The following is a 26,086-nucleotide window of genomic DNA, read 5'->3' as shown; positions in this document are numbered from 1 at the left end:
CGCGTGCATGCGGGGGCCGAAGCGAGGAGGACGGAGGTCAGACGGTACGGGCGTCCGCCGCCGACGGGGCGGTGGCCGGCTCGCCGGCACCGGCTCCCGCCACCTCGGCGAGGTCGCGGTGCCGGGTCTCCTTGGCCGCGCCCACGGCGATCACCGTCAGCACGGCCGCGGCGATCACGTACAGGGCGATCGGGGTGGAGCTGTCGTAGCCGGCGAGCAGGGCGGTGGCGATCAGTGGCGCCGGGGCACCCGCGGCGACCGAGGCGAACTGCGCGCCGATGGAGGCGCCGGAGTAGCGCATCCGGGTCGCGAACATCTCGGCGAAGAACGCGGCCTGCGGGGCGTACATGGCGCCGTGCAGCACCAGACCGACGGTCACCGCGAGTACGAGGTTGCCGAAGCCGCCGGTGTCGGTGAGCGAGAAGAACGGGAACATCCACGCACCGACCCCGACCGCGCCCAGCAGATAGACGGGGCGGCGCCCGATCCGGTCCGAGAGGGCACCCCAGGCCGGGATGACCGCGAAGTGCACGGCGGAGCCGATCAGCACGGCGTTGAGCGCGGTCTGCTTGGAGACTCCGGCCGAGGTGGTGGCGTAGACCAGGATGAAGGCGGTGATGACGTAGTAGCTGATGTTCTCCGCCATACGCGCGCCCATCGCCACGAGGATGTCCCGCCAGTGGTGCCGCAGTACGGACACGAGCGGCAGCTTCTCGGGTTCGGCCGCGGCCGCCCGCTCGGCCTTGCGGGCCTCGGCCTGCGCCAACGCCTCTTGGAACACCGGGGATTCATCGACAGACAGACGAATCCACAAACCGACGACGACCAGCACACCGGACAGCAGGAACGGGATCCGCCATCCCCAACTGCCGAAGGCGTCGTCGGAGAGCACGGCGGTCAGCAGCGAGAGCACTCCGGTGGCCAGCAACTGCCCGGCCGGCGCCCCGGTCTGCGGCCACGAGGCCCAGAACCCGCGCCGCCGCGCGTCCCCGTGCTCGGAGACCAGCAGTACCGCTCCGCCCCACTCACCGCCCAGTGCGAAGCCCTGCACCAGGCGCAGCGTGGTGAGCAGCACCGGGGCCGCGGTCCCGACGACGGCATGCGTGGGCAGCAGCCCGATGCCGAAGGTGGCACCACCCATCATGAGCAGGCTCAGCACCAGCAGCTTCTTGCGCCCGAGCCGGTCCCCGTAGTGCCCGAACACCAGGGCGCCCAACGGCCGGGCGGCGAACCCGACCGCATACGTCAGGAACGACAGCAGCGTCCCGACCAGCGGGTCGGAGTCGGGGAAGAACAACTTGTTGAACACGAGCGCGGCGGCCGACCCGTAGAGGAAGAAGTCGTACCACTCGATGGTGGTTCCGATGAGGCTGGCGGCGACGATGCGGGGGAGGCTGGACGGGGCTGGTGGAGCGGTTGCGGGGGAGGACATCGGCACCACTTCCTGGCGTGTGACGGGGACGTTTGCGTGTCGCCACACCGTAGGAACCCGCAGGTCAGAGGCGTATGTGGTGGGACACCATAGTTGAGGTAGTGGGAGTGCGTGCGGCCACCATGGAAGCGGTGTCGGAGCCTCTGTGACGGCTTCGACGAGGCCGTGAAGGGCGCTGTCCGAGTTGCGTTGTTCGGGCAAGGTTTGGAGGCCCCGTGCTGACTCCTGCGCCGACTTGGTGGCCGCGACCGCGGTTGGCAGTCGGTCGCAGCGGTGGCGGCACCGGCCTGTGCGGCCGCCCGGCTCAGCCCTCCGCCGCGGGTGCGGGATCAGCGTCGACGCGGGCGGGCACGGACCGATAGGCCTTGGCCATCCGGAGCAGGAAGGCCCTCTCGCCCGCGAGATCCGTGCTGCCCGCCGACGCGCAGTTCGACGTGTGCGGCGTCGGGGCGAGGCCCCGGAGCTTCGCCTCCCGGGCGCTCTTGACGACGGCGGCCAGGGCGGCGGCGTCCGGGACCGCCTCGGGCCCCGGCGGACTCCCGGTCAACGGTGTCGCGGGAGGAGGAGAGCCATGGTCCGTGAGCGCCAGAATGGCGTCTCTCGTCTCGATGATCCTGCGGTAGGCGAGCACGTGATACGGAATCCGGGGCCACACGACCTCCCAGACGCGGTGCCGCGGTGTGGCCAGGGCGACGTGCGGAACGGCGGTGACCAGGTCGTTCCACATCGGCCACAGACGCCAGGCGGTCGCGATGCCCGACATGGCCCGCCGGAACACCGAGTACGTGGGCACCAGGACGGCCAGGGCGCGTAGCACGCCGTGCAGATCCATGAGCAGGGGAAGCCAGGGCAGGGGCCATCGTGCGCCTGTGGTGACCCGGAGGAGGTACCCCAGCCAGTAGACGCCGACCAGAGCCGTACCGAGGCCGAACAGGCGCAGACTCAGGGTCAGGGAGCGGCTCGCGGAGGTCGCGCTGTATCGCAGGCACATCAGGACGCAGAGGGCGTTGGCCCCCAGATGCGTGCCCATGAGAACGAGCCAGTAGAGGAGGGAAGGGCTCGGCGACCCGCTGGCAGGGACGGCGATCCTCAGGTGCGGCTCAGCCGTGAGGTCCAGTGTGAACAGGACGGCCAGTACGGAACCGGTGGCAAGGACGAGGACCGTCTTCACCCGGCGGACATCTGTGGTGGCCTGAGCCACGAAGTAGAGCACGGCTCCCGCGGACAGCACACCGAGGGCGTTCCTGGCCCCGGCGACGACGTTGGCCTCACTGCGGCGGGCGGCCTCGTGCAGGACGGACGGCAGGTCGAGCGTCATGGCCGCGGCCGCGGTGGCCACGGCCAGCAGCACGCCGCGCTGGGCTGCCGAGCGCAGGCCGGACGGGGCGCGAAGCAGCACCGCCGTCCACAGCAGCAGCACGCTGGGCAGCTGCAACCCGGCGCCGAGTGCGGCGGCGTCGTGGGTCATGCCGTGCCGTGCGGCGAGGCCACCCCCATGGCCGCCTCCAGCCGGCCGAGGACTCCGCCCACGCGCCGGTGGGAGGGCTCGCTCATACGGGTTCCGAGGAGGCTGGCGAACAACTCCGCCTCCTGTTCCTGGTCGGTTGCGTAGTTCGTGCGGCGCAGGAGCCGTTGCACCGCGCTCATGTCGAGGTCGGGCAGGAACGCGCCCCATCCGGTCTCGCCGTCCAGGTCCGGCGTTCGGTGGTCGAAGAGCAGATGCCCGATCTCGTGGAGGACGATGTGCTCCTGGTGGAGGAGCGCGGTGCGCTGTTCGTAGAAGATGTGGTCCTCGGCGTCGGTGGCCAGCCACATACCGCAGGTACCGGCAGTGGCTGCCTCAGGCGGCAGGGGATGAAGACGTAGCGGTCTTCCACGCTGCGCTGCGAGATGGCGGCACAGGACCTCGATGGACAGGGCGTGGGGGAGTTCGAGCCGGTCGATCACCGCTTGGCAGCGACGGCGCAGCTTGAGGGATCCGTTCGACATGAGCGTCCGCAGCGGGGGCCTTTCTTCACGTGGGGGGCCAGAGATCGAGGAGGACAGGAGGTGCGTGGGGACCAGGGTCTTCACGCCTCGGAGCGGTCCGGCCGGTCGTCGGCGTCGTGGTGGTCGGCGTCATGGGTCCGGGGGTCCGGCGGCTCCTCCTCCCCTTCGCCGACGCGCTCCAGCTTCTCCACGCGGCGGGCTTCGTTGACGATGGTCAGGAGTGCGTCCAGGCTCGCGGACGACAGGCCCTCGGCCCGTAGGGCGAGGCTGCGCACCCTCGTGTCGCGGAGTGCGACGGCGAGTGCCAGCTGTGTGTTGACCCGGCGTGACACCTCGTCGTTGATGAAGTACTCAAGCGGGACGCCGAAGAACTCGGCGAGTACCGCGAGCTGTTCCAGCGTCACATTGCGTTTTCTGCCGGTGGCAAGCTCCCACAGATAGGTCGCTGAGATCGACCCTCCGGTCCTCTCCCGGATCAGCCGGGCGAGCCGTGCGTATCCCGGGCGTTTGCGCTCGTCGGGGTAGAAGGTCGTGATCAGACTGCCGAGCCGTTCGTCGAGGTCGTGCAACAGAGGCCGACTCGTGTCGCGGGGATCTGACCCACCCCTGTCCATAATCCACCTTTCGCCCGTCCGCTCCAGTGGTCAGCGCCACCTCGGATCAGTGTGGACCGTCTCAGGACGCGGAGTGAGCGCAATCCGGCCAATATCGGCAGAGTTGATTACGCGAACATTTCGTCGGCGACGGGCGCGACTGCCCTCGCGTCGACGGCTAGTGGGGGCGGTGACCTGGAAACAGGCAGCCAGAGGCGCAGGGTGGAGCCGTATACGGGCCTCGCGAGGTGCCGGGCGGTGGTGGCCGGAGTAAGTTCATCCGCTGCAGCGGACAGATTGACGCTCCGCTGTCCTCTGCCTAGCGTCATGTGCGTGAACTCGAGTGCATTAGCGAACGATGCAGGGCAGGCCGCGGACGAGGAACAAGCCAACCCGGACGGTCGCCCTCCGGCGGCGACCCTGCCGCTCGACACACTGCGGTTCTCCGACTCGCCGCGGACCGGGGGCGTGGACACGGCACATGTGCAGAAACTCGCCCGGGTCACCGGGCCGTTGCCCCCCATCGTCGTGCACCGGTCGACACTGCGCGTCGTCGACGGAGTCCACCGCGTCCACGCAGCCAGGCTTCGCGGGGAGGGCCACATCAACGTCTGCTATTTCGACGGAGCCGCGGACGACGTGTTCGTCGAGGCGGTGCGGCTGAACTCCTCGCGTGGGCTGCCCCTGACCCAGGCCGATCGCGCCGCTGCCGTCCTGCGGATACTGAGTACACATCCCCAGTGGTCGGACCGACTGATCGCCTCGGCGGCGGGAGTGACCGCGGGCACCGTGGCGGCCGTACGAAAGCGTTCAACTGTCCGGGGCGAGCAGTTGAACACGCGCGAGGGCAAGGACGGCAGGCTGCGGCCGGTGGACCCCGCCGAGGGGCGCAGGCGCGCCGGACTGTTGCTGGCCGAGCGGCCCGATGCCTCGCTCCGGCAGATCGCCGCGGACGCCGGTGTCGCCCTCGCCACCGCTCGCGACGTACGGGAGCGAATGCGCCGCGGTGAGGATCCTGTCCCGCGCAGGTTCCGTGGGCCCGGGGCCGCCACCGACATGGGCGGTCCTGCGCGGAGGACGTCGATGGAGACGGAGCCCGGGGACGGCGATATGTGTCTCCTGGTGGCAAGGCTCCGCAAGGACCCGTCCCTGCGGCTGACGGAGGCGGGCAGGGCACTGCTCCACATGTTGAGCGTTCCGCTCGTCCTCCAGGGCGACAAGACACAGCAGTTCGTGGAAGCCGTGCCCGGGCACCGCGCGTCCTCGGTCGTACAGGCGGCTCGTGGGTGTGCCCAGCGGTGGCTGGAATTCGCGGAGCAACTGGAGCGCCGCACCTGACGAGCCGGGCGGCCGCGTCAGCCCACGGCGGCCAGGTCGTGCGAGATCGCGCGGGCGCAGGTCCGGACGGCGCAGACCGCATGGGTGTGTGCCCCTGCGTCCCGGCGCACGCGTGCGGTGACTCCCGTGCCGCTCACGGCGGCATCAGCGACACCGAGCCGGTCGCGCATCGGGGCGGCGAACGTGACCATGCCGTTCGGCACCGGGCCGGGGGCGCAGGCCCAGCCGCGTTACCTGACGGCGTGCAGGACCTCGCGAGGAGTCGCCGGCCTGCCGGGTGCCCGGCCCCGTGGGCGTCCAGCACAGCGCCCGACGAGGTCCCCCCGGCGGGCTCCACCGATCCGGTCCCGAGAACCTGTCGCGTGGGGTGAGCAGCCGCAGCGCGGCAGCGGCACGAGGCGGGGACTGGACGAGACCTGAGGTGCAGCCACCTCCACTGGTCTGGCCGGCGCTGCGGGCGTGAGTGCCTCATGCCTCAAACCTCCTGAGGAGGGGATTCAACGGCCGTTCGACCAAAGAGTTCTCCAGGAACGTCTTATCTCGGTAATGTCTGTCTGGAGTGACGCAAGAGGGCTGTTGTGCATTGTTGAAACCACTTGTTCACCCGAGTTCGTAGGTGCAGCATTCGACGGGTACGCGAAAAATCGAGAGCCTGAGCGCGATCGTCAGCCCTGGACCCGGCCGCACATCTCAATTGTCGGGTGCATCACACGCTGGCACTCGTGGCGGCGAATACTTCCACAGTCGATCTTCTCAGTTGCAGCTCCCTGCCCGATTCGCACCGAGTGTTCGAACGCTGCTGCCGCCGGCGGGGCTTGCAGGGAGTCGCGATGTCCAATTCGCCCGCCGCCAACATGCCGTCGAAATGAAACCAAAGGGCACGGGAGGTCGTTGACCCAATCTCTTAGGTGTGCACTCCGTGACGGCTCGGCTCGGCGCGGCGCGGCGCGGCTCGATGGAGAAGGGGGAACCATGGACGCCTCGAACCACATGGAAATCGGAGATCAGTTTGGCCCGACAGCAGGGGCCGAGGACCAGGGAAAAGTGCGATCTGTGCCGATACGATCACTCGTCGTGGGCGACTCGCTGCGGCAGAACGGAGTCAACAACGACCACGCCCGCCTGCTGGCCGAATCCGAGGGCAAGCTCCCGCCCATTCTGGTGCACCGTCAGACCATGCGCGTGATCGACGGGGTGCACCGGCTCTTGGCGGCCGAACTCACGGGCCGTGAGACGATCGCCGTCCGGTTCTTCGACGGCGATGAGGACGAGGCGTTCGTACAGGCAGTTCAGGCGAACGTCGGGCACGGACTGCCGCTGACCCTCGCGGACCGCACGGCAGCCGCCACACGCATCGTGCGCACCCATCCCGACTGGTCGGATCGCAGGATCGCTGCTCTCGCAGGTCTGTCGCCCAAAACGGTGGGCGCCGTTCGGGCGCGGTCGTCTGAGGAAATTCCTCAGACGACGTTGAGGATCGGCCGCGACGGCAGGGTCAGGCGTCTGCCCGGGCGAAAGGCGAGTCCCGCAATACCTGACGTTCCCGAGGAAAGCACGTCCGCGAGTGTGAGTTCGCCGGTTTCGGTGACGGAGACCGGAAGCCCGTCCGACCCTCGCCCCCGACACGTTCCGCCCGTGGCGGAGCCGACTTTCCGGTCCAGCCCGCACGCCGTGCCGCGTCGTGGCGGAGCCGCCGCGGACCGCGTGGCGAGGTACCAGGCCCTCTGCCAGGACCCCTCTTTCCGGCTGACCGAGACCGGTCGTTTCCTGCTTCGGTTGTTGGAACTCCATATTGTTCGGGCGCGGGAATGGGACCGATTGATTGCCAACGTGCCGCCGCACCAGGCTGATTCAGTGGCGGACCTGGCACGGGAGTGCGCCAAGGCGTGGCTTGACTTCGCAGACAGGGCCGCGCACCCAGGGCTTCCGCGCAGTCGCAGTGCGTCCGGTTCGTGATGGTCTGCCGACTCCGGTAGTGCCCCGGGAACGCGGCAGGTGCGGCTCCCGAGATCATGAAGTTCTCTCCGTCCCGTGATCCCAGTGGAAGACCGTGCCCGATGAAGTGCTGGGCCTGCTCGCGCGGTTGGCAGCGGTGCCCGATCCGAGTGATCCGCGCGGAGTACGCCACGGGATGGCCGTCGCGCTCGCGCTCACCGCGTGAGCGGCCGAGGGTGGCGTCCCGGACCAAGCCGTGGGCAGCTGGTTCGCCGGCTGCCGCCCCGGGGTCGCCGGCGGACTGCGGGCACCGACAGCGGCGGGGACGCCTCGCCACCACGCCCCCGACGCGCGCCGTCCGTTCGCACTCCCGGGACTGGCCTCGTTGCCGGCCTCATGCGCTTCCTGTCTCATGCGCCTTCTGTGTCATGCGCGCCGACGGTCCTCTGCGTCCGTCGGCGCGGCTCGGCGCCTGCGGCAAAGCGCGGGATGCCTGGCGCGGGGAATTCTTATCAATTCATCGGGCTTTCCCTGAGTGCGCATCGGCAGTCGCTGGCATGGATCGCTGGGCCATGTTTTCATGGCAGGTGTAGACCTTGACCATGAGAAACCATCCTGAGTACCGTCTGCGTTCTATTGTCAGACCCGGATTTCAGAGATCGGATCCCGCCGGGTTCGGGTCGCAACTGTGATTACTGGACAGACGCCAGTTGTTTGGTCCCGGAGCTGGCGGCCTGACCAGGAGCATGAGTATCCCGGTAAGCTCACGGAAAGGCTGGTCATGTCCAAGATTTTTCGCAGGATACCCATCGTCGGCGGCCTTCTCAGGAAGCTGTCGATGCGCAGGAAAAAGAAGGGCAACGGCGACGCCACGATGTATCCGCTGTACTGATCTCGGCCATTACATTGGCGCCTCCAAAGGGACGGTGAGATGCCTGACTTGGTACTGGGGATTTCCTCCTACTATCACGACAGCGCCGCGGCTCTGGTCGAGGACGGCACACCCGTGGCGGCCGCGCAGGAGGAGCGATTCAGCCGACGTCGTCATGACTCCTCGTTTCCCGCTCAGGCCGTTCGGTACTGCCTCCAGGAGAGTGGAGCCAAACTCGATGATGTGTCAGCTGTCGTCTACTACGAAGATTCGCGGCTGAAGTTCCGGAGAGTCCTGACGACCTTCGCCGCAGCCGTCCCGTACGGCTTCGTTCCGTTCCGGGAAGCGCTGCCCGAGTGGCTCTCGTGGAAGCGACGTGCGGACGACACGGTGCGGCAGGAGCTGGCCGGGCTCGGCCTCGGACCGGTTCCCCCCGTCTCCCGCCGACGCCATCACGAATCGCATGCAGCGTCCGCGTTCTTCCCCAGTCCGTACGAGTCCTCCGCGGTTCTGTGCATCGACGGTGTGGGGGAGTGGGCGACCACCACGCTCTGGCACGGCCGGCACTCGAGACTCCGGCAGCTGGCTGAAATCAGGTTCCCGCACTCGTTGGGCTTGCTGTACTCGGCCTTTACGTATTTCTGCGGCTTCAAAGTGGACTCGGGCGAGTACAAGTTGATGGGGCTGGCGCCGTATGGCAGGCCACGCTTCGCCGATGTGATCCGCAGAGAACTCATCGACATCAAGCCGGACGGCTCCTTCCGGTTGAACATGCGCTACTTCGCCTACCTGCACGGTCACGTGATGACCGGCCGCCGCTTCGAAACGCTCTTCGGAGGGCCCCGGCGCAGTCCGGAAGGCCCGCTCACGGACCGGGAGTTCGATCTGGCCGCATCTGTGCAGCAGGTCACCGAAGAGGTCGTCCTCCTGCTGGCACGGACAGTGCGCAGGCTCACGGGGGAGCGGCGGCTGTGCCTGGCCGGCGGAGTCGCACTGAACTGCGTCGCCAACGGGAAGCTCGCAGAGCAGAAGGTCTTCGACGAGATCTGGGTGCAGCCGGCCGCGGGAGACGCGGGGGGTGCGTTGGGCGCGGCCCTCTCGGTCGCGATGGAGCGCGGTGCCCCTCGCGCGCACCTGGCCACCGGACGCGACGGGATGGCGGGTGCTCTCCTCGGGCCCGCCTATGACGATGAGGCGATCCAGGCCTACCTCGACGACCAGGGGCTGCCGTACTCCCGACCCGAGCCCGACGTCCTGGTCCGGGAGGTTGTGGCGGCGCTCGACGGCGGAAAGGTCGTCGGGTGGTTCCAAGGGCGGATGGAGTTCGGCCCCCGCGCTTTGGGCAACCGGTCGATCCTGGGCGATCCGCGCGATTCCGAGATGCAGTCGACGATGAACCTCAAGATCAAGTTCCGGGAGTCCTTCCGTCCCTTCGCGCCGTCGGTCCTCGCGCCGGATGCACGCGAATACTTCCTGCTCAATCAGGAGAGTCCCTACATGCTGCTGGTCGCCGACATCGCGCACAGCAAGCGAGTGGAGGGCCCGGTACCCGAGGAGATCTCAGGTCTGGAGCTGCTGAAGATCCAGCGATCCCTCCTGCCCGCCGTCACCCATGTCGACATGTCGGCGAGGATCCAGACGGTCACCGAAGAGGACAATCCCGCCTACTACCGCCTCCTGGCTGCTTTCAAGGAACGCACCGGATGTCCGGTGCTGGTCAACACGTCGTTCAATGTGCGTGGCGAACCGATCGTGAACACGCCGGCCGATGCCGTCACATGTTTCATGCGGACGGACATCGACATGCTCGCCATCGGAGGCTTCCTCCTGCGCAAGGAGGACCAGCCCGCATGGCGCGAGGACGGCGACTGGCGCACCGACATTCCACTCGACTGACCTCGACAGCCGCCGATCAGGCTCCCGGAGATGCCCACATGTGCAGAGCCGCCCTGTTCCTCTTCTACTACCTCGTGCTGACGCCGGTCGGCCTGCTGTGCCGGGCGGTACGTGATCCCTTGCACCGGGATGTCCGGCCGCAAACGGGCAGTTACCTGATCCGCCGATGAGGCGCCGCGTGCATCCGACGGCATGGCGCGCAGTGCACGCGACATCCTTGCCCACCGCATCTCCCGACGAACGCACCGACAGCGCGGCGAAATGGCCATGGCACGCCGTACGACGGAACACCTGGTGCTGGACGCAAGCGCGGCCGGACTGCACCCCTGTGCGACGGTGTCGGCCGATCGGGTCGGCTACACCGACCAGCGCGTGCTGATCACCGGCACGGGCAACTCCGCGATGCGGGAGATGCCTTTGAGCACTGACGAGCCGGCATCGTCTCGCCCGCGCTGTTCACGGTGCCGGGCATCGTCGCGCTCGTCACCGCGGTGATGACGGCGCCGTCCCTCGGACGGCTCGATCACCGTGACGGGAGGCCTCAGACGGATGACTTCGCCGGTCCCGACCTCACGGCAGAGACAGCCGCGCGCAGGTGACACCGGGAGCCCAGGAGCGCTCGACCACGCACATAGGGCATATCAGAAAGGCACATGTGCAATGTCTCCGCTGACCCGATCGCACGACGGTCATGACCGCCGCGGACGCTTGGACCACGATGCCACCGTCTGATGCGGTGCCGACCGCTGCCGAACTCGCACTGACCCTCGTCCTGTACCGCTGGTTGGTCTCGCCGGTGACTGCTTGGTGCGCCATACGGTTGGGCGCCGGACGCTATCCCGCCGAGGCGCTCAACGGGGCGTACCCGGAGGCGGCGTTCCAGCCACGGAAAGCGCTCCCGGCGGGCGCCGTCGTCGCCGCCCTCAGTGCGGTGGCGTCAGTCGTCGGAGGCGCACCGAGTGGGGGCCTGGCGCTGGTGCCGACCGTTGCGCTGGCCCTCGTCCTGTGGAAGTACCTGACCCTGGACTACGACGCGGCCATGGGCATCGGTTGGCAACGTGCCGACAGGCTGGTGGTTTTCATCGCCGGCGTGGCCGCGCTGCGTTGGCCGAGCCTGGCCCTGGTCGCAGTGGTACTGGTGTGTGGCCGTCTGGGCGGCTGGACACATCACTCGAACGTCTGCATCCGTCTTGTGAAAGCCGCCTTCTGCCACTCGCTCGTCGTCGGCGTGATGCACGCGCTGCGGGTACCGTCCACAGCCCCGCGCAATACGACGTTGGCGGTGCTCCTGGGCAGCGTGTACCTGAGCCATTACGTCACGGCTGCCTGGAGCAAGGCGACATTGGGGCGTTTTCCCTGGTCGTGGATGCTGGACAACAGGACCGACCTTCTGGTGGCCACCTCCTACTCCTGGGGGTGGGCGCGTTTCGTGCCGGCCCGGACAGCCGCACGGATTGTCGGCGTGCTGCGTCCCGCTGCGGCATCGCTCAATTCGGCAACCATGTTCATCGAGTTGGCGGGGCTGCTGGCCTTCGCGAATCTCTGGTTCTTCATCTTCGCCGTCGTCGGTGCCATCACGTTCAATTGCGTTGTCGCGCTGACATCGGGCCTGCTGTTCTGGGAGAACATCGTGACCGGCGCCGTGCTGGCCGCCGCGGCCCTCTCTGTTTCGCACACCGGCGATCCGATCCATTTCGGCGTGTGGGCTTGGCTGCTCAGTGTGGCCCTCATGGCCATGGTGCTGGCAGGATGGGCCTGGCGCCCGAACATTCTGGGATGGTGGGACACGCCGTTTTCCGCCAGAATCCTGTGGTCAGTGGAAACCAGCGATGGCGAGACCTACGGACTTTACAACGACTTCATGAGCCCACATGATCGTGAGTACGCTCGCGCCGCCGGGAGCGCGCTGATCCCCGAACCATTGGTTACTTTCCCCCTCGGGGGCGTCGAAGACTCCGACATACGGGATGCCCTCATCCGGGCGCGCCCATACGGCGACGATATCGAGCGGGCCAAGACCCTGTTCGGAACGAGGGGCTGGGACGAGCACCGTGCGACTCGGCACATAAACTACATCCGGAACCTGCTGGCCGCAGTGAACTGCGGGAAACCCAAAAGCCCGTTGCCCAGAGCGCTGCACTGGCTGAAGGCGCCAGGAGGGCACCTCTATTACTGGGGTGATCTGCCGCGTTACCGGAGATCGAGAGGCCAAGTTTCAAGAGTCAAGGCGTGGTACCGGGAAGAACTATATGCGAGCGATCAGGGCAAATGGGTTCGCTTGCGCGACGAATTGCTCGTCGACGTCGAAATTCCCGGTACCAGTACGAACTGAGTCCAGCATGCGTATCGGAGGAGAATCATGCATGTCGTACTCGTGGGGCCGCGGGCAGAGATCGTACGTGGACTGCGTGCCGACGGACACGAGATCACCCTGCTGTACGAGCCGGGCCACCGGGAGCGAGTGGCGGTCCTCGCCGATCAGGTGGAACGCATCTGTGCGGTGGACTCGTACCGCAAGGTTGAGTCGCTGTGGTCTGCTGTCCACCATCTGGAGCCGATGAACCCGATTGGTGCGGTGGTCACGACGACCGAGTGGGCCGTCGTCGCCGCGGCGGTCCTGGGACAGCTGGCCGGCGCCCGGTCCCTCACCCCGGCCCAGGCGCTCGCCTGCCGGGACAAGGGGGTGCAGAAGAAGAAGTGGAATGCGGCGGGGATACCCACGGCATCATGGCGCGTCCTGTGCAACAGCCTCGCGTCGGAAGCCGAAGCAGAGAGCTGGCTGGCCGAAAGCGACCTCCGGTTCCCGCTCGTCGTGAAGCCGCTTGCCGAGGGCGCGAGCAAGTCGGTGAAGGTCGTACGGGAACTGGACGAGTTCGTGACGGCGGCCGATTCCATTGACGGGGGCCGAGCCATGGTCGAACAGTTCGTCGAAGGTCGCGAGTGGCATTTCGATGGAATTGTGGAGAACGGAAAGCTGTCGGCCTTCATGGTCTCCAGATACAGTGAACCGCTACTGTGCACGAAATATGGCAAACCCATTCGCTCGATAGCCCTGACTCCGGCACTCAATCCTGACGTCTACGATTCGGCCGCCGACCTCACCTTGCGTGCGCTCCATGCACTCGGGCTGACCACGGGCGTGTTCCACCTCGAAGCGTTCGGCGAACCGGGAACGTTTGTGGCCAGCGAACTCGCCTGCCGCCCGGGCGGCGGGATCGTGGGCGAGATGACGCAACGCGTGATAGGTGTGGACATCTATGAGGCGAGCGCGCGCGTCATCACCGGGGATCCCATACCGCGATGGGCGGAAGAAACTGAGCTGACCCATGGATGGACCATACTTCCCACGGCTCCCGGCAAGCTGAACAACGTCGAAGCCGAAGAAATCATGAAAATTCCGGGAGTGGACAAAGTGATCATGCGGCTCGAACGGGGGAGCGCAATGCGGAACATGGCGGAGGCTTCAACCCTGGGCGTCGGCTGTGCGGCGGTGAAAGGACGATCCGTGGCCGAGTGCCAGCGTGCGATCGACGCCGTGGTGGCCGCCGTGGAAAGAATCCATGAGAATGCCCCGTTAGAGGCGGCGCAGACATGAATTCCCCACTGGAAGCTGCTGCCGCACCCGCGATTCGCTATGACCCACTCGACCCCGACACACTCACGTCCCCTTACGCCCTGTACGCCCGTCTGCGGGAGCAGACTCCCGTCTTCTGGCACGAGCAGTTGGCGTCATGGGTTCTGACCCGCTATCGCGACTGCCGTGACGTTCTGCGGGACCACGGACTCTTCGCCCGGGACAGGCGCCGGGTGGGCGAGGACGTACCGGAGTTCCGGCAGAGTGTGCAGTCCCTGGACCCACCGGCCCAGACCTCGTTGCGGGGCCTGTTCATCAACTCCCTGCGGGCACAGGATCTCGACGGCATCGGCCGAAGGGCCCGCCGACAGATCGCGGACATCTTCGACCGCATGTCCGGCCGGGCGGAGTTCAACTGGATGGCCGAGGTCGCCGCACCGGTCTCGCTGACGCTCACCGCAGAACTCCTGGGCGTGGAAGAGCCGGAGCTGGGTCCCTATGTCCAGATATCGGACGCGCTCGCGCGACGGATGGACTACGGCCTGCTGCCCAGCGTGATCGAGACCGGGGACCAGGCTCGGAAGAAGTTCAACGCCTTGGTCGACTCCTGGTTCGAGACCAACGACCGGCCGGGCACACTGCACGACGTACGGAAGAACGCGGCGAAGGCGCGGGTCCCGGAGCACTACATCCGGAACACCACCAGTGTCACGTTCAATGCGAGCTTCGGCACGGTGTATGCCACCGCGGGCAATGTGGCACTCACACTTCTTCAGCACCCCGAAGCGCTGGAGCAGTTGCGTGACGAGCGCCTGCTCGACACCGGCGTGGATGAGCTGATCCGCTTCGACGGGCCGGCGCAGGGCACGAGCCGCGTGGCGACCAGGCGGACCACGATCGGCGACACGGTGATCGAGCCCGGCCAGACGGTGCTGACGCTGATGGCAGCCGCCAACCGGGACCCGGAGCAGTTTCCGCGCCCGGACGAACTCGTCCTGGACCGGTCTCCCAACCCGCATCTGGGATTCGGCTGGGGGCCGCACGCCTGCCTCGGGACGATATTCGGCCAGCTGGCGGTGAAGCAGCTGGTGATCGGTCTCCTCGACGCCGCCGCGCCGCTCAGGCCGGCCGGCGCACCGGTACGCCGACGTACGGCAACGGTGCGGAGCCTGGACACCCTGCCGGTGACCTTCCGTCAGTGACGGCACACCACTCAGTCTTCATGGGCGCGGACCCGCAGGCCTGTGACGGTCTGCGAGTCGTTGCCTTCCCCGTCCTCCATTGAGCTGCGGGAGGGACGGCGTGCCCGTGATCAACCAGCCGACCGACAAAGGAGGAGGTGCCCCATGAGCTACGACCACTGAGAATGAGCCGGCGGACGGGCCCGGCAGGAGCCGGGCCCGTCCGTGTCAGGGAATTACGGGCAGCATCTCGAACGCTCGTCGTGCGTGCAGTCTCGTCCCGGACGAATTCTCAGGGAAGGTGAGGGACCCCCTCTTCGTGAGTGGACATGCCATCAACTGCTCTGCAAGCATGGGCAATTGCTGTTGTAGTCTCTGATGTCTCTTCGCCGGGTTCCGTACGTGTCAAGCAGGATGAGGGAATGAGTCTGAAAACCGAAGCCACAGCTGACGATCCGGACCAGGGGGTGGGTGTCGCCAGTCCCTTCCATCTGCCGGCATTCCGATGGTTCTTCACAGGACGGCTTGTCTCGTTACTCGGTAGTGCGATGACTCCGGTGGCACTGTCCCTCGCGGTACTCAACGCGTCGAACAGTGCCGGCGACATGGGTGCAGTGCTCACTGCCAATACCATCCCACTCATAGTGTTCACGCTGGCCGGCGGTGTGGTCGGCGACCGGTTCTCGCGGCGACTGGTACTCCTGCTGTCGAACCTCGGTGCCGGCCTGACGCAGGCCGTTGTCGCATTCCTGTTGATCTCCGGGTACTACCATCTCGGTTCGCTGATCCTACTGGAAGCCGTCAATGGAACGATGGCAGCCTTTACGAACCCGGCTCTGCGCGGAATCGTCCCGGACATAGTCCCCAAGCCGCAGATTCAGCGCGCGAATTCGGTTCTGGGATCGGCCAAGAATGCTGCAAAGGTACTGGGGCCGACAGTCGCGGCCGCCATTGTGGTGACCACGAACGGCGGTTGGGCCATTGCCGTCGACGCCGCCACCTATTTCGTCGCCGCGCTCTGTATGTTCCGCCTCACCGTGACGGGTAAGACGCCGCCTCGTAAGGCCAGCGCCTTCGTTGCCCTGCGAGAGGGCTGGACGGAATTCAGGTCCAGGACCTGGGTCTGGACGATCGTCGCTTCGTTCGGCGTCGCGAACTACATTCAGGTCGGCATCTGGACGGTCCTTGGACCGCTGATCGCGAAGGAGCGGATCGGCGAGACGTCCTGGGGCATGGTGCTCAGCGTCAGGGCGGTCGGCGTACTGCTCATCGCGGTGGTGATGTACCGGATCACCCTGAGGCGTCTGCTGCCCGTGGCACAGCTGTGTGCGAGCCTGGTGGGCCTTCCCCTGATCGCTCTGGGGCTCGTGGCGAATGCGTACTGGCTCGCTGCCACCGCGTTCATCGCGGGGCTGAGTTTCGGACTGTACAGCATCGCCTGGGAAACCACGCTCCAAGAGAACATCCCGCAGAACATGCTTTCCCGGATCTCGTCGTACGACAATCTCGGGTCCTTCATCGCCGTCCCGGCGGGGCAGCTCTCAGCTGCCCCCATGGCGAGTGCTTTCGGGGCTTCCCGTGTCGCGCTGGTCGGCGGATTCCTGTGGATCGCCCTCACGCTTTGTCCCCTCGCCATCCCCTCCGTACGTGGCCTACGGCACGCGACGTAAGGCAGCCACGCCGAACCCTTTCGTTCTCTTCAACAGGCCGACACGTCTGACAGCTTTGCTGTCCTCACACCCCGGAGGCTACCGTTTCACGCGCTCTGCTGACCGCCGTCGAACCTTTCGGTCGAAATTATCTGAACTCCGCGTGGGAGGCATGTCGACTCGTAGCTGAATCCCCGCCGGATAATCTGGAGTTGGAAGTGGTCCAACTGCCCTGTGCATTCGGGGATTCCATAGCCGAACTGCGCAAGGAAATCCTCCGGGTCAAGCCAGAGTTGGTCGTCTCGACGGGCCAGGGGGGCAGTCGTCCGGACATCACCGTCGAGCGCGTCGCGATCAATCTCAACGATGCCGAGGGCGCGGACAACAAGGGCAATCAACCCATCGACGAGGCGATCGTCCCTGACGGGCCCGCAGCCTACTTCTCTTCGTTGCCGGTCAAGGCTTGTACCAAGGCCCTGCTGAAAGCAGGAATACCTGCATCGGTTTCCCACACGGCCGGCACCTTTCTGTGCAACCACATCGCCTTCGGCCTCGCCCATCTCATCGCTACCGAGTTCCCGGACATCCGGGGCGGGTTCGTGCACATACCGTTCACCCCGGCCCAGGCGGCCGACCGGGACCGGCGCCCGTCCATGGCCAGTGCCACCGCCGCCGAGGCCCTGCGCGTCGTACTGGCCACTGCCATGAGCACCTCCACGGATCACTCCGTGACATCCCGGTCGACGCGATTGAGTCCCAAGTCCTGGCTGTCCCGGCGGTCGCAGAAGTAGTCCGGCGGCCGCACTCCTCGCGTGGCACCCCGTACTCACCTTCGTGAGCAGGAGGGATATCCCCGTGCGAATACTTGTCCTCGGTGATTCATGCAGTGCGGGTATCGGTGCTCCACAGGTGGTTTACCCATCCGTACTGCATACGATGTTTAAAGGGGTCCACCGGGTCGAGAACCATGCCGTTCCGGGTTTCACGAGCGCTGATGCGGCACGGTACTTCCGGCGGAAAATGTCACGTCGGGGCTGGGACGTGGTCATCGTGTACCTCGGAAATTCCGATGGTGCCCAGTCGCGTTACAAGGGGGCGTACCGCAGCTGGCGTGACCGCGATCGGTTTCTGCCACGCTCCCCGCGCGAACGGCCGGTCGTCCGCATCCGGCAGAGGAACCTGGGGGAGTTCGACGACAGGGATGAACGCCTCACCGTGGCGACCTCGCCGGAGGACTTCCAGAGGAATGTGGAGTCGATCGCGCGGGAGGCGCGCCGTCGCGGGACCCGCGTCGTGCTGATCAACCCGATCGCCAACACGGGGTTTCCGGCAGCCATGATGGGGAGCAATGCCCCCTACTACAAGATTGTGGGGCTGCCGGCGCGGCTGGCCGACGGACTCACCGGTCACACCATGCCGCTCCATACGTTGATCGATGCCCTGCGTCTGCATGAGAACGGAGCCTTGGCGGAAGCCGCCGAAAAATACCGCCAGTTGGCCTGTGGGGAGGGCCGCGTCCCGGCGATCGCACTGAATAACCTTGCCGTTCTGTTACATCAGCAGAACGACGATGAAGAACCCGTGGCCATACTGAAGAAGCTGGCCGAGACCGAGGGCGCGTCCGGCGCGGTCGCCGCATACAACCTGAGCCGGGTGCTGGAGACAAGAGGACAGCAGGACCAGGCGCACAGCTATGCGGCGCGCGCTGCGGAGCGCGACATCAATCTCTATCGCATAAAGAATGAGTACCGGCGGCGGATAGCAGCTGCTTCGGCGCGGTCGAACGTCGAGGTCGTCGACCTGGCCGAGCTGCTGAGTCCCGCCGACTTCGTGGACTACTGCCACCCGACCGCTGAGGCGCACGAGACCATCGCCGAGGCCCTTGCCGCACGGCTGGCCCTGACCGATGGCACGGTGGAGAGCGATGCCGGGTACGTATGCGTCTACCCCAGCCCGGATGCGTACTTCGACGTGACCCCGACCCTGGCGGACCACTTCTCCCTGGACTTCGACGTGGCCCAGCCGGCTGTGCGGCAGGTGGCAGCAGAACTGCTGAAGAGCGCCCGGGAATTGGGTCCCGACGATTTCCTCACCGGCGAGCCGGAGTGGCCCGAACCAAGGTCGGATCTCCAGGCCAACATCATCAACACCTTCCGGTACGCGGCCGGGCATCCCGCGATCACGTCACTGGACGACCTCGCACAATGGCTGCCCGAGTACGGCTGGGAGATCGGAAGGTTCCCGGAATACTATCTCTGCCGGATCCTGCACGATTACGCGACGGCGGCGGAAACGCACCCCTGTGCCGAGGGGACAGCCATCGAGACTGTCTGCCGGCACCTCAGTTCTGCGGTGCAACGAGAGCGCGTGTTGCCAGGAATCCCCCGGGCAGCGAGCAGTAGGCTGCGGATCGACACCTTGTACTCCCGCCGCATCCTCAAGAAGGCGCAACGGCAACTCGCCTGCAGCGCTGCGCTGTTCGAGGATTCCCGCGCCCACCGGATCGCGACGGTGCGCAACTGGTACCTACGCGAAGCGTTCCGGTTCGGTGCGCATTCCCGGTGCAGCATGCTCTACCCGGCGTGGACCCTGGAGAAGCTCATCGAGGGGGTCTGCGTTGCTCTTACTATTTCGGCGCACCAGAATGAGCTGGAGACCGAGCAGTTGGCCCTGTCGCTGCTGGAGAAGCTGCTGCGGCTGCGCGCAGTACACGAGAAATACACCGTTCGGCACGCGCGGTCCTGGGACCTGTTCGAGTCCGAGGATTACCGCACGGAACTCCTCGCGCTACGGCCCGTGTTCGACATCCAGTAGCTGACCGACTTGGCATGGGGATGCGCTGCGGCGCCGGTCCCGTGGCCTACTCGCGCTTTCAACGCTGTGGGCAAGAGACAAGAAGGGAATCCGATGACCCGGGAAATGCACCTCAATGCGTTTTTGACCAGCGTTGGACATCACCAGTCGGCTTGGCGGCTTCCGGAGAGCGACCCGCTGGCCAACACCGATGTCGAGCACTTCCGACACCTGGCCCGGGTGGCGGAGCGCGGCAAACTGGACTCCCTGTTCCTTGCCGACCATCCCGGACTGTGGGGGGACATCAGCCGCCAGCCGGCCGCCGCCCTGGAACCGACCGTACTGCTGACCGTGCTGGCCGGTGCGACCGAGCACATCGGCCTGATCGCCACAGCCTCCACGACCTATAACGAACCCTTCAACCTGGCTCGACGGTTCGCCTCCGTCGACCATGTCAGCGGTGGCCGGGTCGGCTGGAACATCGTGACGACGGCCACCCTGATAGCAGCCCGCAACTTCGGGCTGGACGAGCTCCCCGGGCACAGGGACCGGTATGCCCGCGCCGACGAGTTCGTGGAGCTGTCCCGAAAGCTGTGGGACAGCTGGGAGGACAACGCGATACTCGGCGACAAAGAGGCGGGAGTCTGGGGTGACAACAGTCGGCTCCACGCCCCGGCACACGTCGGAACGTACTTCAATGTCGCCGGGGCACTGGACGTCGCGCGCAGTCCGCAGGGCTACCCGCTCCTGGTCCAGGCCGGGTCGTCCGAAGACGGCCGGGACTTCGCGGCCCGCCATGCGGACGCCGTGTTCACCGTGCAACAGTCCCTGGACGAGGCCCAAGCTTTTTACGCCGACTTGAAGAAGCGGGCTGCCCATTTCGGCCGCGATCCGGAGACCGTCAAGATCCTGCCCGGCATCGTGCCGACGATCGGCTCGACGCAGGCCGAAGCCGAGGAGGCCGACGCCCAGCTCGCACGCCTGATCAAGCCTGAGTACGCCATCAAGCAGTTGGTCAACATCCTGCAGGTGCCCGCCGACGAGCTGCACCTGGACGAGGAGCTGCCCGCCAGCATTACCACTGACCGGCGCATCGAGGGAGGACAGGGACGCTATGCGCTGGTCGTCGGCCTTGCCCGCCGTGAGCGACTGACGGTACGCCAGCTCATCGGTCGGCTGGGGGCGGGCCGCGGTCACCACACCTTGGCGGGCACACCTGAGCAGGTGGCGGACGCTATGCAGCACTGGTTCGAGAACGCCGCCGCCGACGGCTTCAACATCATGCCGCCGGTGCTGCCCTCGGGCCTGGAGAGCTTCGTCGACCATGTGGTGCCGATCCTGCAGGCCCGAGGCCTCTTCCGCACCGAGTACTCGGGAAAGACGCTGCGTGACCACTATGGAGTGGTCCGTCCTGCCAACCAGTACGTGGACGGCGAGGCCGGGTAGTTCACCGGACGCGGCATGAACATGCCGACCCTGCCCCATGGCGTGCTGACACGCCGGAACGCTGCGGGCCACGTATGTGACACCGTTTTCCCTCGGTCCGGCTCCGGCCGCAGGTGACAGATATCTGAAGGAAGGCCACACATGAAACAGCAGTCCGTTGATTTTGCGCTGAGCGCTCAGGAAATCGAGCAGTTTCACCGGGACGGGTTTATCGGGCCGTTCGACCTCTACCCCGAGGACGACATGGAGCAGAACCTCCGCCGGATCCGGCCCAAACTGATTGACACCAAGACCTCCATCTACAGCCAGAAGCAGGCCGCCTCGGGCAGCACCAACCTGGCCAACTACGACCGCCACCTGGACGTCGACTTCCTTGCAGAGCACATCACCCGACCCGAGATCGTCCACCGGGTGGCGAGCCTGATCGGTCCCGACGTACTCTGCTGGCGCACCGAGTTCTTTCCCAAGTACCCCGGAGACGAAGGGACGGACTGGCACCAGGCGGACAATTTCTCGAACGTGGCCGGCTCCAAGCACCCGCAGATCGTCTGGCCGGAGGACTCGGATTTCGGCGGCACGATCACTGTCTGGTCGGCCTTCACCGAAGCAAGTCGCGACAACGGATGCCTGCAATTCATTCCCGGTTCGCACAGGACCATGAATTACGACGAATCAAAGGTCATGACGTACGACCCGGACTCCATCAACAACGTGGAGAAGAACGGCATCCGGCGGGGCTTCTTCGGATACGACTACCGGCAGCTGCAAAGGGACCCGGACTGGTCTCCTGATGAGTCAAAGGCGGTCTCCCAGGTCATGCGGCAGGGCCAGTTCATCATCTTCTGGTCGACGTTGATGCACGCCTCCCACCCGCACAACGGCGCGACCGACCGGATGCGTCTGGGCTTCGCCGCCCGCTATGTGCCGACGCAGGTGCAGGTGTACCCGTATTCCGACGCCCTGGAGGAATTCGGTGGGGCCGCCAGCCTCGATCGATACGGCACCGTCCTGGTGTCCGGTGAGGACAGGTTCCGGCACAACAACGTCGTCGACCACACCGTCAACGGCTACCGCTTCCCGGTGCGATAGGAGGAAGGACCATGTCCGAGACAGTGGACGAGCAACATGTCGAACAATGGCTCATCAGTGAATGCCAGGCACTGGGCTTGAACGTCGCCACCGTGCAGGACGACTTCTTCGAGGCCGGCGGTACGTCGCTGAGCGCGATGAAGCTGATCGCGCGGGTCGATGAGGCGTTCGGTGAGGACGCGCTGCCGCCCGACGACCTGTTCGCCGACAGCAGCATCCGAGCCCTTGCCTCACAAATCGAGCGCAACAGGCGCCGGTCGGCGCCGCTCGCCGGTCCCTAGAGACCACCGTGCGGCCTGACGACTCCCTTTGGGTCCTGACGTGCCAACGTCCGTCTCATGACCCGTACATCACGCTGATCTGTTTCCCGTGGGCCGGTGGCAGTCCAGACATCTTCCGGTCATGGGCAGGCGGTCTGGCCGACGGGATCGAGGTACTCGCCGTCCGGCTGCCCGGACGGGGTCCTCGAATCAAGGAACCCCTCTATGAAGACTGGGGGTTGCTGCTCAAGGACGCCTTCACCGCACTGTCGCCCTATCTGGAGCGGCCCCACGCCCTCTACGGTCACAGCTTCGGCGGGCGACTGGCCTATGAACTGGCTCGTCTCGCCGACGCCGCACATCCCCGCCGGACCCGCAGACTGTTCGTCTCCGCCTGCCGTAGCCCGGACGCCCCGCAGGCCCGCCCCTACATGCACGATCTGCCGGACCGCGACTTCCGCGAAGCACTGCTGCGGCTGGGAGGTGTCCCACCGGAACTCCTCGACGACGAGCGGCTGATGAGGCTGATGCTGCCGACGATACGCAGCGAGATCCGGCTCGCCGAGACGTGGGGCGGCCGGTGCGACGTCGGAGTGGAGGTGCCGATCACCGCGATGTACGGACGGGACGACCCGGCCGACGGCCTGGCAGACATGGCCCGTTGGAGTTCGTTCGGCCGTCACGGCTGCGAGCTGATCGGAATGCCGGGTGGGCACTTCTTCCCCCTCACACACCGCCCTCACCTGCTCGATGTCCTCAACTCACGGCTGGGAGCACCTGGTGGACAGGATCAGTTGCGATGAGAAGGCCCTGTCGATCCACCGAAGGATCAACCGGACGGCCCAGCCGTACCCGAGCCACGACAGTCTCAAGGACCTCTTCGAGACGTGCGCCGAACGCCACGCGGACGCGGTGGCCGTCGTACACCGCGACCGGCGTCTGACGTATCGGTCGCTCAACGGGCTCGCCAACGTGGTGGCGGCCCGATTGCTCAAGGCGGGTGCCGAACCAGGCGAGACCATTGGCGTGTGCATCGAGCGTTCTCCCGAGTTGATCGGTGCGTTGCTGGCGGTGCTGAAGTGCGGGGCCGCCTATCTGCCGGTCGACGCCTCCTGGCCCGACGAACGCCTGCGCACCGTCTTCCGCGATGCCGGATGTCGCCTGGTCCTCGGCGACCGGGTCACGGCACTCGCAGACCGTTTGCCGGACCAGCGGGTCATCTCCGCGGACGTGGGACAGGAAACGCTCCTCCCGCACGGGAACCCCGATACGCGTGCCGGTCCGGACGACATCGCGTACATCAACTTCACTTCGGGCTCGACGGGACGTCCCAAGGGGGTGCCGATCCGTCATCGCAGTGTGGCCCGGCTGGTCTTCGGTGCGCGCTACGCCAGTCTCGACGAAGACAGTGTGGTGCTGCAGGCGTCTCCGGTCTCGTTCGACGCGGCGACCTTCGAGATCTGGGGATCGCTGCTCCACGGGGGCACATGTGTCCTGTATCCGGCGTCGTTCATCCGTCTCTCCGAACTCCGGCGGGTGCTGACCGAACAGGGCGTCACGGTGGTCTTCCTGACCACGGCGCTGTTCAACACCGTGGTGGACGAGGCCCCGGACGCCCTGTCCGGCGTGCGGACGATCCTGACCGGGGGTGAGGCGCATTCGATCACTCACATCCGCAAGGCACTGGCCCACTACGGACCGGACCGACTCGTCAGCGTGTACGGCCCGACCGAATGCACTACCTTCGCCACCTGCTATCCGGTCAGCCAACTACCCCCGGCCGGCTCTGCACTGCCCATCGGACAGCCCATTCAGAACACTCGGATGTACGTGGTCGACGACAAGCGGCTGTGCGCCCCCGGTGAGATCGGCGAAGTGTGGCTCGCGGGACCCGGACTCTCCCCCGGATACCTGGACCACGTCGCTGATACGGGTGACCCGTTCGTCGTATGCGATATCGACGGCTCCCGCGAGAGGATCTACCGGACGGGCGACCGGGGCTATCTCCTCGAGGACGGCAACGTGGTGTTCCAGGGGCGGCTCGACCACCAGGTCAAGGTCAACGGCTTCCGGGTCGAGATCGGCGAGATCTTTCACCACCTCGACCAGGATCCGACGGTCAAGCAGAGTTATGTCACGGTGACGGAGACCCTCTCCGGCGGGAAGGTACTGGTGGCCTTCGTCGTGCCCGCGGTGCCCCATTGCACCCCCTCAGCAGTGCGTGAAAGGCTGAGCGTGCGACTGCCCGACTACATGATTCCGTCGGCCGTACACCTGTGCAGCTCACTACCCCTCACGGCTACCGGAAAGGTCGACCGTCGGGCCCTCTTGACCATTCATCACCCATCCGGAGTGTCACCGTCATGAGCCTCAGCAAGCGTGCCCGTCAGTTCCAGGACGTTCTTCACCAGCGCGGTCTCGAACTGACCGTCGTCGAACTCCCGGAGTCGACGCACACGGCCGACGACGCGGCCCTGGCTCTGGGGTGCGAGAAGGCCCAGATCGTCAAATCGCTGGTGTTCCGTGGCGTCGCCACCGGAGAGCCGGTACTCGTTCTGGCCAGCGGTCCCAACCGGGTCAACGAGAAGGCCGTCGCCGCTGCTCTGGGCAGCGACATCGCCAAGGCAGACGCCGACTTCGTCAAGACCGTGACCGGATACGCCATCGGCGGGGTGCCGCCGCTGGGACACAAGGAGAACCTGACGGTGTTCGTCGACGAGGACCTTCTGGCCTTCGCCGAGACATGGGCCGCAGCCGGCACACCGCGGGCCGTCTTCAAGATCCCGATGAAGATCACCGACATCCTGCCTGCGCATACCGTCGTCTCGATCAAGTGAGACACATTGACCTGAGCGATCCCGGCCACGTCGGCTTTCTCGCCGCCGACCACGACGGTTTTCGTGCACACATACGTGGTCTGCTGGACGGCCTGGTGCGCCCGCACGCCGATGACTGGGAGAGCGAGCGGGGCATTTCCCGAAGCGGCTGGCGGAGTCTGGGCGAGGCCGGCCTGCTGTCGTTGGAGCATTCCGGTCCCGGCTTCCTGCGCAGCGCGATCTTCCTGGAGGAACTGGGGGGACTCGGTTACGGTGGCATTCGCGCGTCCGTGGCCGTGCACGCCTATATGGCGGCGTCCTATCTCCACCTGTTCGGCAGCGAGGCCCAGCGGCAACGGTACCTGCCCGGCGTTCGGCAGGGTCGGCTGATCGCGGCCTTGGCCCTCACCGAGTCCGAGGCCGGTTCGGATCTGCGCGAGCTGAGCACCCGGGCGGATCCCACGGAGAACGGCTACCGCGTCACGGGCGAAAAGCTCTACGTGGCGAACGGCTCCCGGGCCGACTTCCTCGTCACGTTGGCAACGACCCGCACGGCGCAGCGCAGCAACGGTCTGACCGGGGCAAGTCTGCTGGTGATCGACGCGGGCACCCCTGGCGTGAGCCGACACCCGGAGCCGATGCTGGGATGGCACAGCGCAGACGTCAGCCGGGTGCGCTTCACGGACGTGGATGTCCCCGCTGACCGGCTCGTCGGCCGACGCGACCGGGCGCTGCAGCACCTCGTACACGCTCTGGACTTCGAACGCCTGGTGGCCGGGATGCTCGCCGTGGGTGGTGTCCGCCACTGCCTCGACCTCCTCCATGCCTTCGTGCGCGAACACCGGGTCAAAGGAGTGCCACTGGGTACCCACCAAGCCGTACGGCACCGCATCGCGGACCTGGAGAGTTCGTACGAACTGGTCCGCCACTACGGCTACCGTGCGGCCTGGCTGCAGGCCAACGGCCGGCTCGACACCCGCACCGCCTCCGTCCTCAAACTCCGGGCGACCGAACTGGCCGTCACAGCGGCGCAGACGTGCCTGCAGTTCCACGGCGCACGGGGGTATGCCGCCGACGCCGTGGCAGCTCGGTTGTACCGGGACGCCATGGCCGGACCGATCGCAGCCGGGGCGAGTGAGCTCCTGCGCGACCTGGTGTACGAAACCACATGACGAACACCGGTCCCCACGCTCAGGGGCTGGGAGTGCATCTCTTTCCGCCACC

The 26,086-nt window shown here is 66.4% G+C and carries 22 protein-coding genes and 1 pseudogene; 17 read left to right on the top strand and 6 right to left on the bottom strand.

Annotated features, from left to right (window positions below):
* Positions 1–37 precede the first annotated feature (37 nt).
* The 4 genes from AB0A61_RS24485 to AB0A61_RS24470 all read right to left on the bottom strand — a co-directional run bounded on the left by AB0A61_RS24485 (position 38) and on the right by AB0A61_RS24470 (position 3,990).
* On the bottom strand, positions 38–1,432 hold the full coding sequence (locus AB0A61_RS24485; protein WP_361295940.1) for an MFS transporter: 1,395 nt from the start codon (positions 1,430–1,432) through the stop codon (positions 38–40).
* Positions 1,433–1,736: 304 nt separating this feature from the next.
* A complete protein-coding gene (locus AB0A61_RS24480; protein ID WP_361295937.1) occupies positions 1,737–2,900 on the bottom strand; it encodes an MAB_1171c family putative transporter in 1,164 nt (387 codons plus the stop codon).
* Positions 2,897–3,421 (bottom strand): hypothetical protein, encoded by a 525-nt coding sequence (locus tag AB0A61_RS24475; protein ID WP_361295934.1) that lies wholly within the window; start codon positions 3,419–3,421, stop codon positions 2,897–2,899. Before AB0A61_RS24475 ends, AB0A61_RS24480 begins: the two co-directional genes overlap by 4 nt.
* An 80-nt stretch (positions 3,422–3,501) precedes the next feature.
* On the bottom strand, positions 3,502–3,990 hold the full coding sequence (locus AB0A61_RS24470) for a hypothetical protein (RefSeq protein WP_361295931.1): 489 nt from the start codon (positions 3,988–3,990) through the stop codon (positions 3,502–3,504).
* A 357-nt stretch (positions 3,991–4,347) separates the two neighbouring features.
* Between AB0A61_RS24470 and AB0A61_RS24465 the strand changes: the two genes are divergently transcribed.
* Complete coding sequence (locus AB0A61_RS24465) at positions 4,348–5,352, top strand: streptomycin biosynthesis regulator (RefSeq protein WP_361295928.1); 1,005 nt, start codon at positions 4,348–4,350, stop codon at positions 5,350–5,352.
* Positions 5,353–5,369: 17 nt separating this feature from the next.
* Here AB0A61_RS24465 and AB0A61_RS24460 read toward each other — a convergent pair.
* Positions 5,370–5,567: pseudogene (locus AB0A61_RS24460) on the bottom strand (hypothetical protein); the annotation flags it as partial.
* A gap of 757 nt (positions 5,568–6,324) precedes the next feature.
* Here AB0A61_RS24460 and AB0A61_RS24455 point away from each other — a divergent pair.
* The 3 genes from AB0A61_RS24455 (at position 6,325) to AB0A61_RS24445 (ending at position 10,224) form a co-directional block, all read left to right on the top strand.
* Positions 6,325–7,308 (top strand): ParB/RepB/Spo0J family partition protein, encoded by a 984-nt coding sequence (locus AB0A61_RS24455; protein ID WP_361295925.1) that lies wholly within the window; start codon positions 6,325–6,327, stop codon positions 7,306–7,308.
* A gap of 910 nt (positions 7,309–8,218) precedes the next feature.
* Positions 8,219–10,054 (top strand): carbamoyltransferase, encoded by a 1,836-nt coding sequence (locus AB0A61_RS24450; RefSeq protein WP_361295922.1) that lies wholly within the window; start codon positions 8,219–8,221, stop codon positions 10,052–10,054.
* Positions 10,055–10,092: 38 nt separating this feature from the next.
* Positions 10,093–10,224, top strand: a complete 132-nt coding sequence (locus tag AB0A61_RS24445) for a hypothetical protein (RefSeq protein WP_361295919.1) — start codon at positions 10,093–10,095, stop codon at positions 10,222–10,224.
* A gap of 186 nt (positions 10,225–10,410) precedes the next feature.
* On the opposite strand, the gene AB0A61_RS24440 is transcribed toward AB0A61_RS24445, so the two are convergent.
* A complete protein-coding gene (locus AB0A61_RS24440; RefSeq protein ID WP_361295916.1) occupies positions 10,411–10,581 on the bottom strand; it encodes a hypothetical protein in 171 nt (56 codons plus the stop codon).
* Between the two features lie 164 nt (positions 10,582–10,745).
* Between AB0A61_RS24440 and AB0A61_RS24435 the strand changes: the two genes are divergently transcribed.
* From AB0A61_RS24435 to AB0A61_RS24375, 13 genes are all read left to right on the top strand, one after another.
* On the top strand, positions 10,746–12,386 hold the full coding sequence (locus tag AB0A61_RS24435; RefSeq protein ID WP_361295913.1) for a hypothetical protein: 1,641 nt from the start codon (positions 10,746–10,748) through the stop codon (positions 12,384–12,386).
* Between the two features lie 27 nt (positions 12,387–12,413).
* The gene (locus AB0A61_RS24430) at positions 12,414–13,649 is read left to right on the top strand and encodes a hypothetical protein (protein ID WP_361295910.1); all 1,236 of its coding nucleotides are present in this window, start codon (positions 12,414–12,416) and stop codon (positions 13,647–13,649) included.
* Entirely contained in the window at positions 13,646–14,830 is a 1,185-nt protein-coding gene (locus AB0A61_RS24425) for a cytochrome P450 (RefSeq protein ID WP_361295907.1), read from the top strand. The genes AB0A61_RS24430 and AB0A61_RS24425 overlap by 4 nt, the downstream gene beginning before the upstream one ends.
* A 401-nt stretch (positions 14,831–15,231) precedes the next feature.
* The gene (locus AB0A61_RS24420; protein ID WP_361295904.1) at positions 15,232–16,479 is read left to right on the top strand and encodes an MFS transporter; all 1,248 of its coding nucleotides are present in this window, start codon (positions 15,232–15,234) and stop codon (positions 16,477–16,479) included.
* A 95-nt stretch (positions 16,480–16,574) separates the two neighbouring features.
* Entirely contained in the window at positions 16,575–17,249 is a 675-nt protein-coding gene (gene pcp, locus AB0A61_RS24415; RefSeq protein ID WP_361296249.1) for a pyroglutamyl-peptidase I, read from the top strand.
* A 43-nt stretch (positions 17,250–17,292) separates the two neighbouring features.
* Positions 17,293–19,272 carry an SGNH/GDSL hydrolase family protein gene (locus tag AB0A61_RS24410; RefSeq protein WP_361295901.1) on the top strand — a complete coding sequence of 660 codons (1,980 nt, stop codon included), beginning with the start codon at positions 17,293–17,295 and terminating at the stop codon, positions 19,270–19,272.
* Positions 19,273–19,365: 93 nt separating this feature from the next.
* Positions 19,366–20,697: an LLM class flavin-dependent oxidoreductase gene (locus AB0A61_RS24405; RefSeq protein WP_361296246.1), complete on the top strand. Its 1,332-nt coding sequence runs from the start codon at positions 19,366–19,368 to the stop codon at positions 20,695–20,697.
* A 141-nt stretch (positions 20,698–20,838) separates the two neighbouring features.
* Entirely contained in the window at positions 20,839–21,786 is a 948-nt protein-coding gene (locus AB0A61_RS24400) for a chlorinating enzyme (protein WP_361295898.1), read from the top strand.
* A gap of 11 nt (positions 21,787–21,797) precedes the next feature.
* Positions 21,798–22,067, top strand: coding sequence for a phosphopantetheine-binding protein (locus AB0A61_RS24395; RefSeq protein WP_361295896.1), 270 nt, complete (start codon positions 21,798–21,800; stop codon positions 22,065–22,067).
* A gap of 8 nt (positions 22,068–22,075) precedes the next feature.
* Positions 22,076–22,849, top strand: a complete 774-nt coding sequence (locus tag AB0A61_RS24390; RefSeq protein ID WP_361295893.1) for an alpha/beta fold hydrolase — start codon at positions 22,076–22,078, stop codon at positions 22,847–22,849.
* On the top strand, positions 22,827–24,413 hold the full coding sequence (locus AB0A61_RS24385; protein ID WP_361295890.1) for an amino acid adenylation domain-containing protein: 1,587 nt from the start codon (positions 22,827–22,829) through the stop codon (positions 24,411–24,413). Before AB0A61_RS24390 ends, AB0A61_RS24385 begins: the two co-directional genes overlap by 23 nt.
* Positions 24,410–24,883: a YbaK/EbsC family protein gene (locus AB0A61_RS24380; RefSeq protein ID WP_361295887.1), complete on the top strand. Its 474-nt coding sequence runs from the start codon at positions 24,410–24,412 to the stop codon at positions 24,881–24,883. Before AB0A61_RS24385 ends, AB0A61_RS24380 begins: the two co-directional genes overlap by 4 nt.
* Complete coding sequence (locus AB0A61_RS24375) at positions 24,880–26,034, top strand: acyl-CoA dehydrogenase family protein (protein WP_361295884.1); 1,155 nt, start codon at positions 24,880–24,882, stop codon at positions 26,032–26,034. Before AB0A61_RS24380 ends, AB0A61_RS24375 begins: the two co-directional genes overlap by 4 nt.
* Positions 26,035–26,086: the final 52 nt, after the last annotated feature.

Origin of the sequence: Streptomyces sp. NPDC046197 (assembly GCF_040646295.1) — a bacterium.
Classification (GTDB): Bacteria; Actinomycetota; Actinomycetes; order Streptomycetales; family Streptomycetaceae; genus Streptomyces.
Note: the sequence above shows the minus strand (reverse complement) of the source record. Positions and strands in the feature narration are given on the sequence as shown.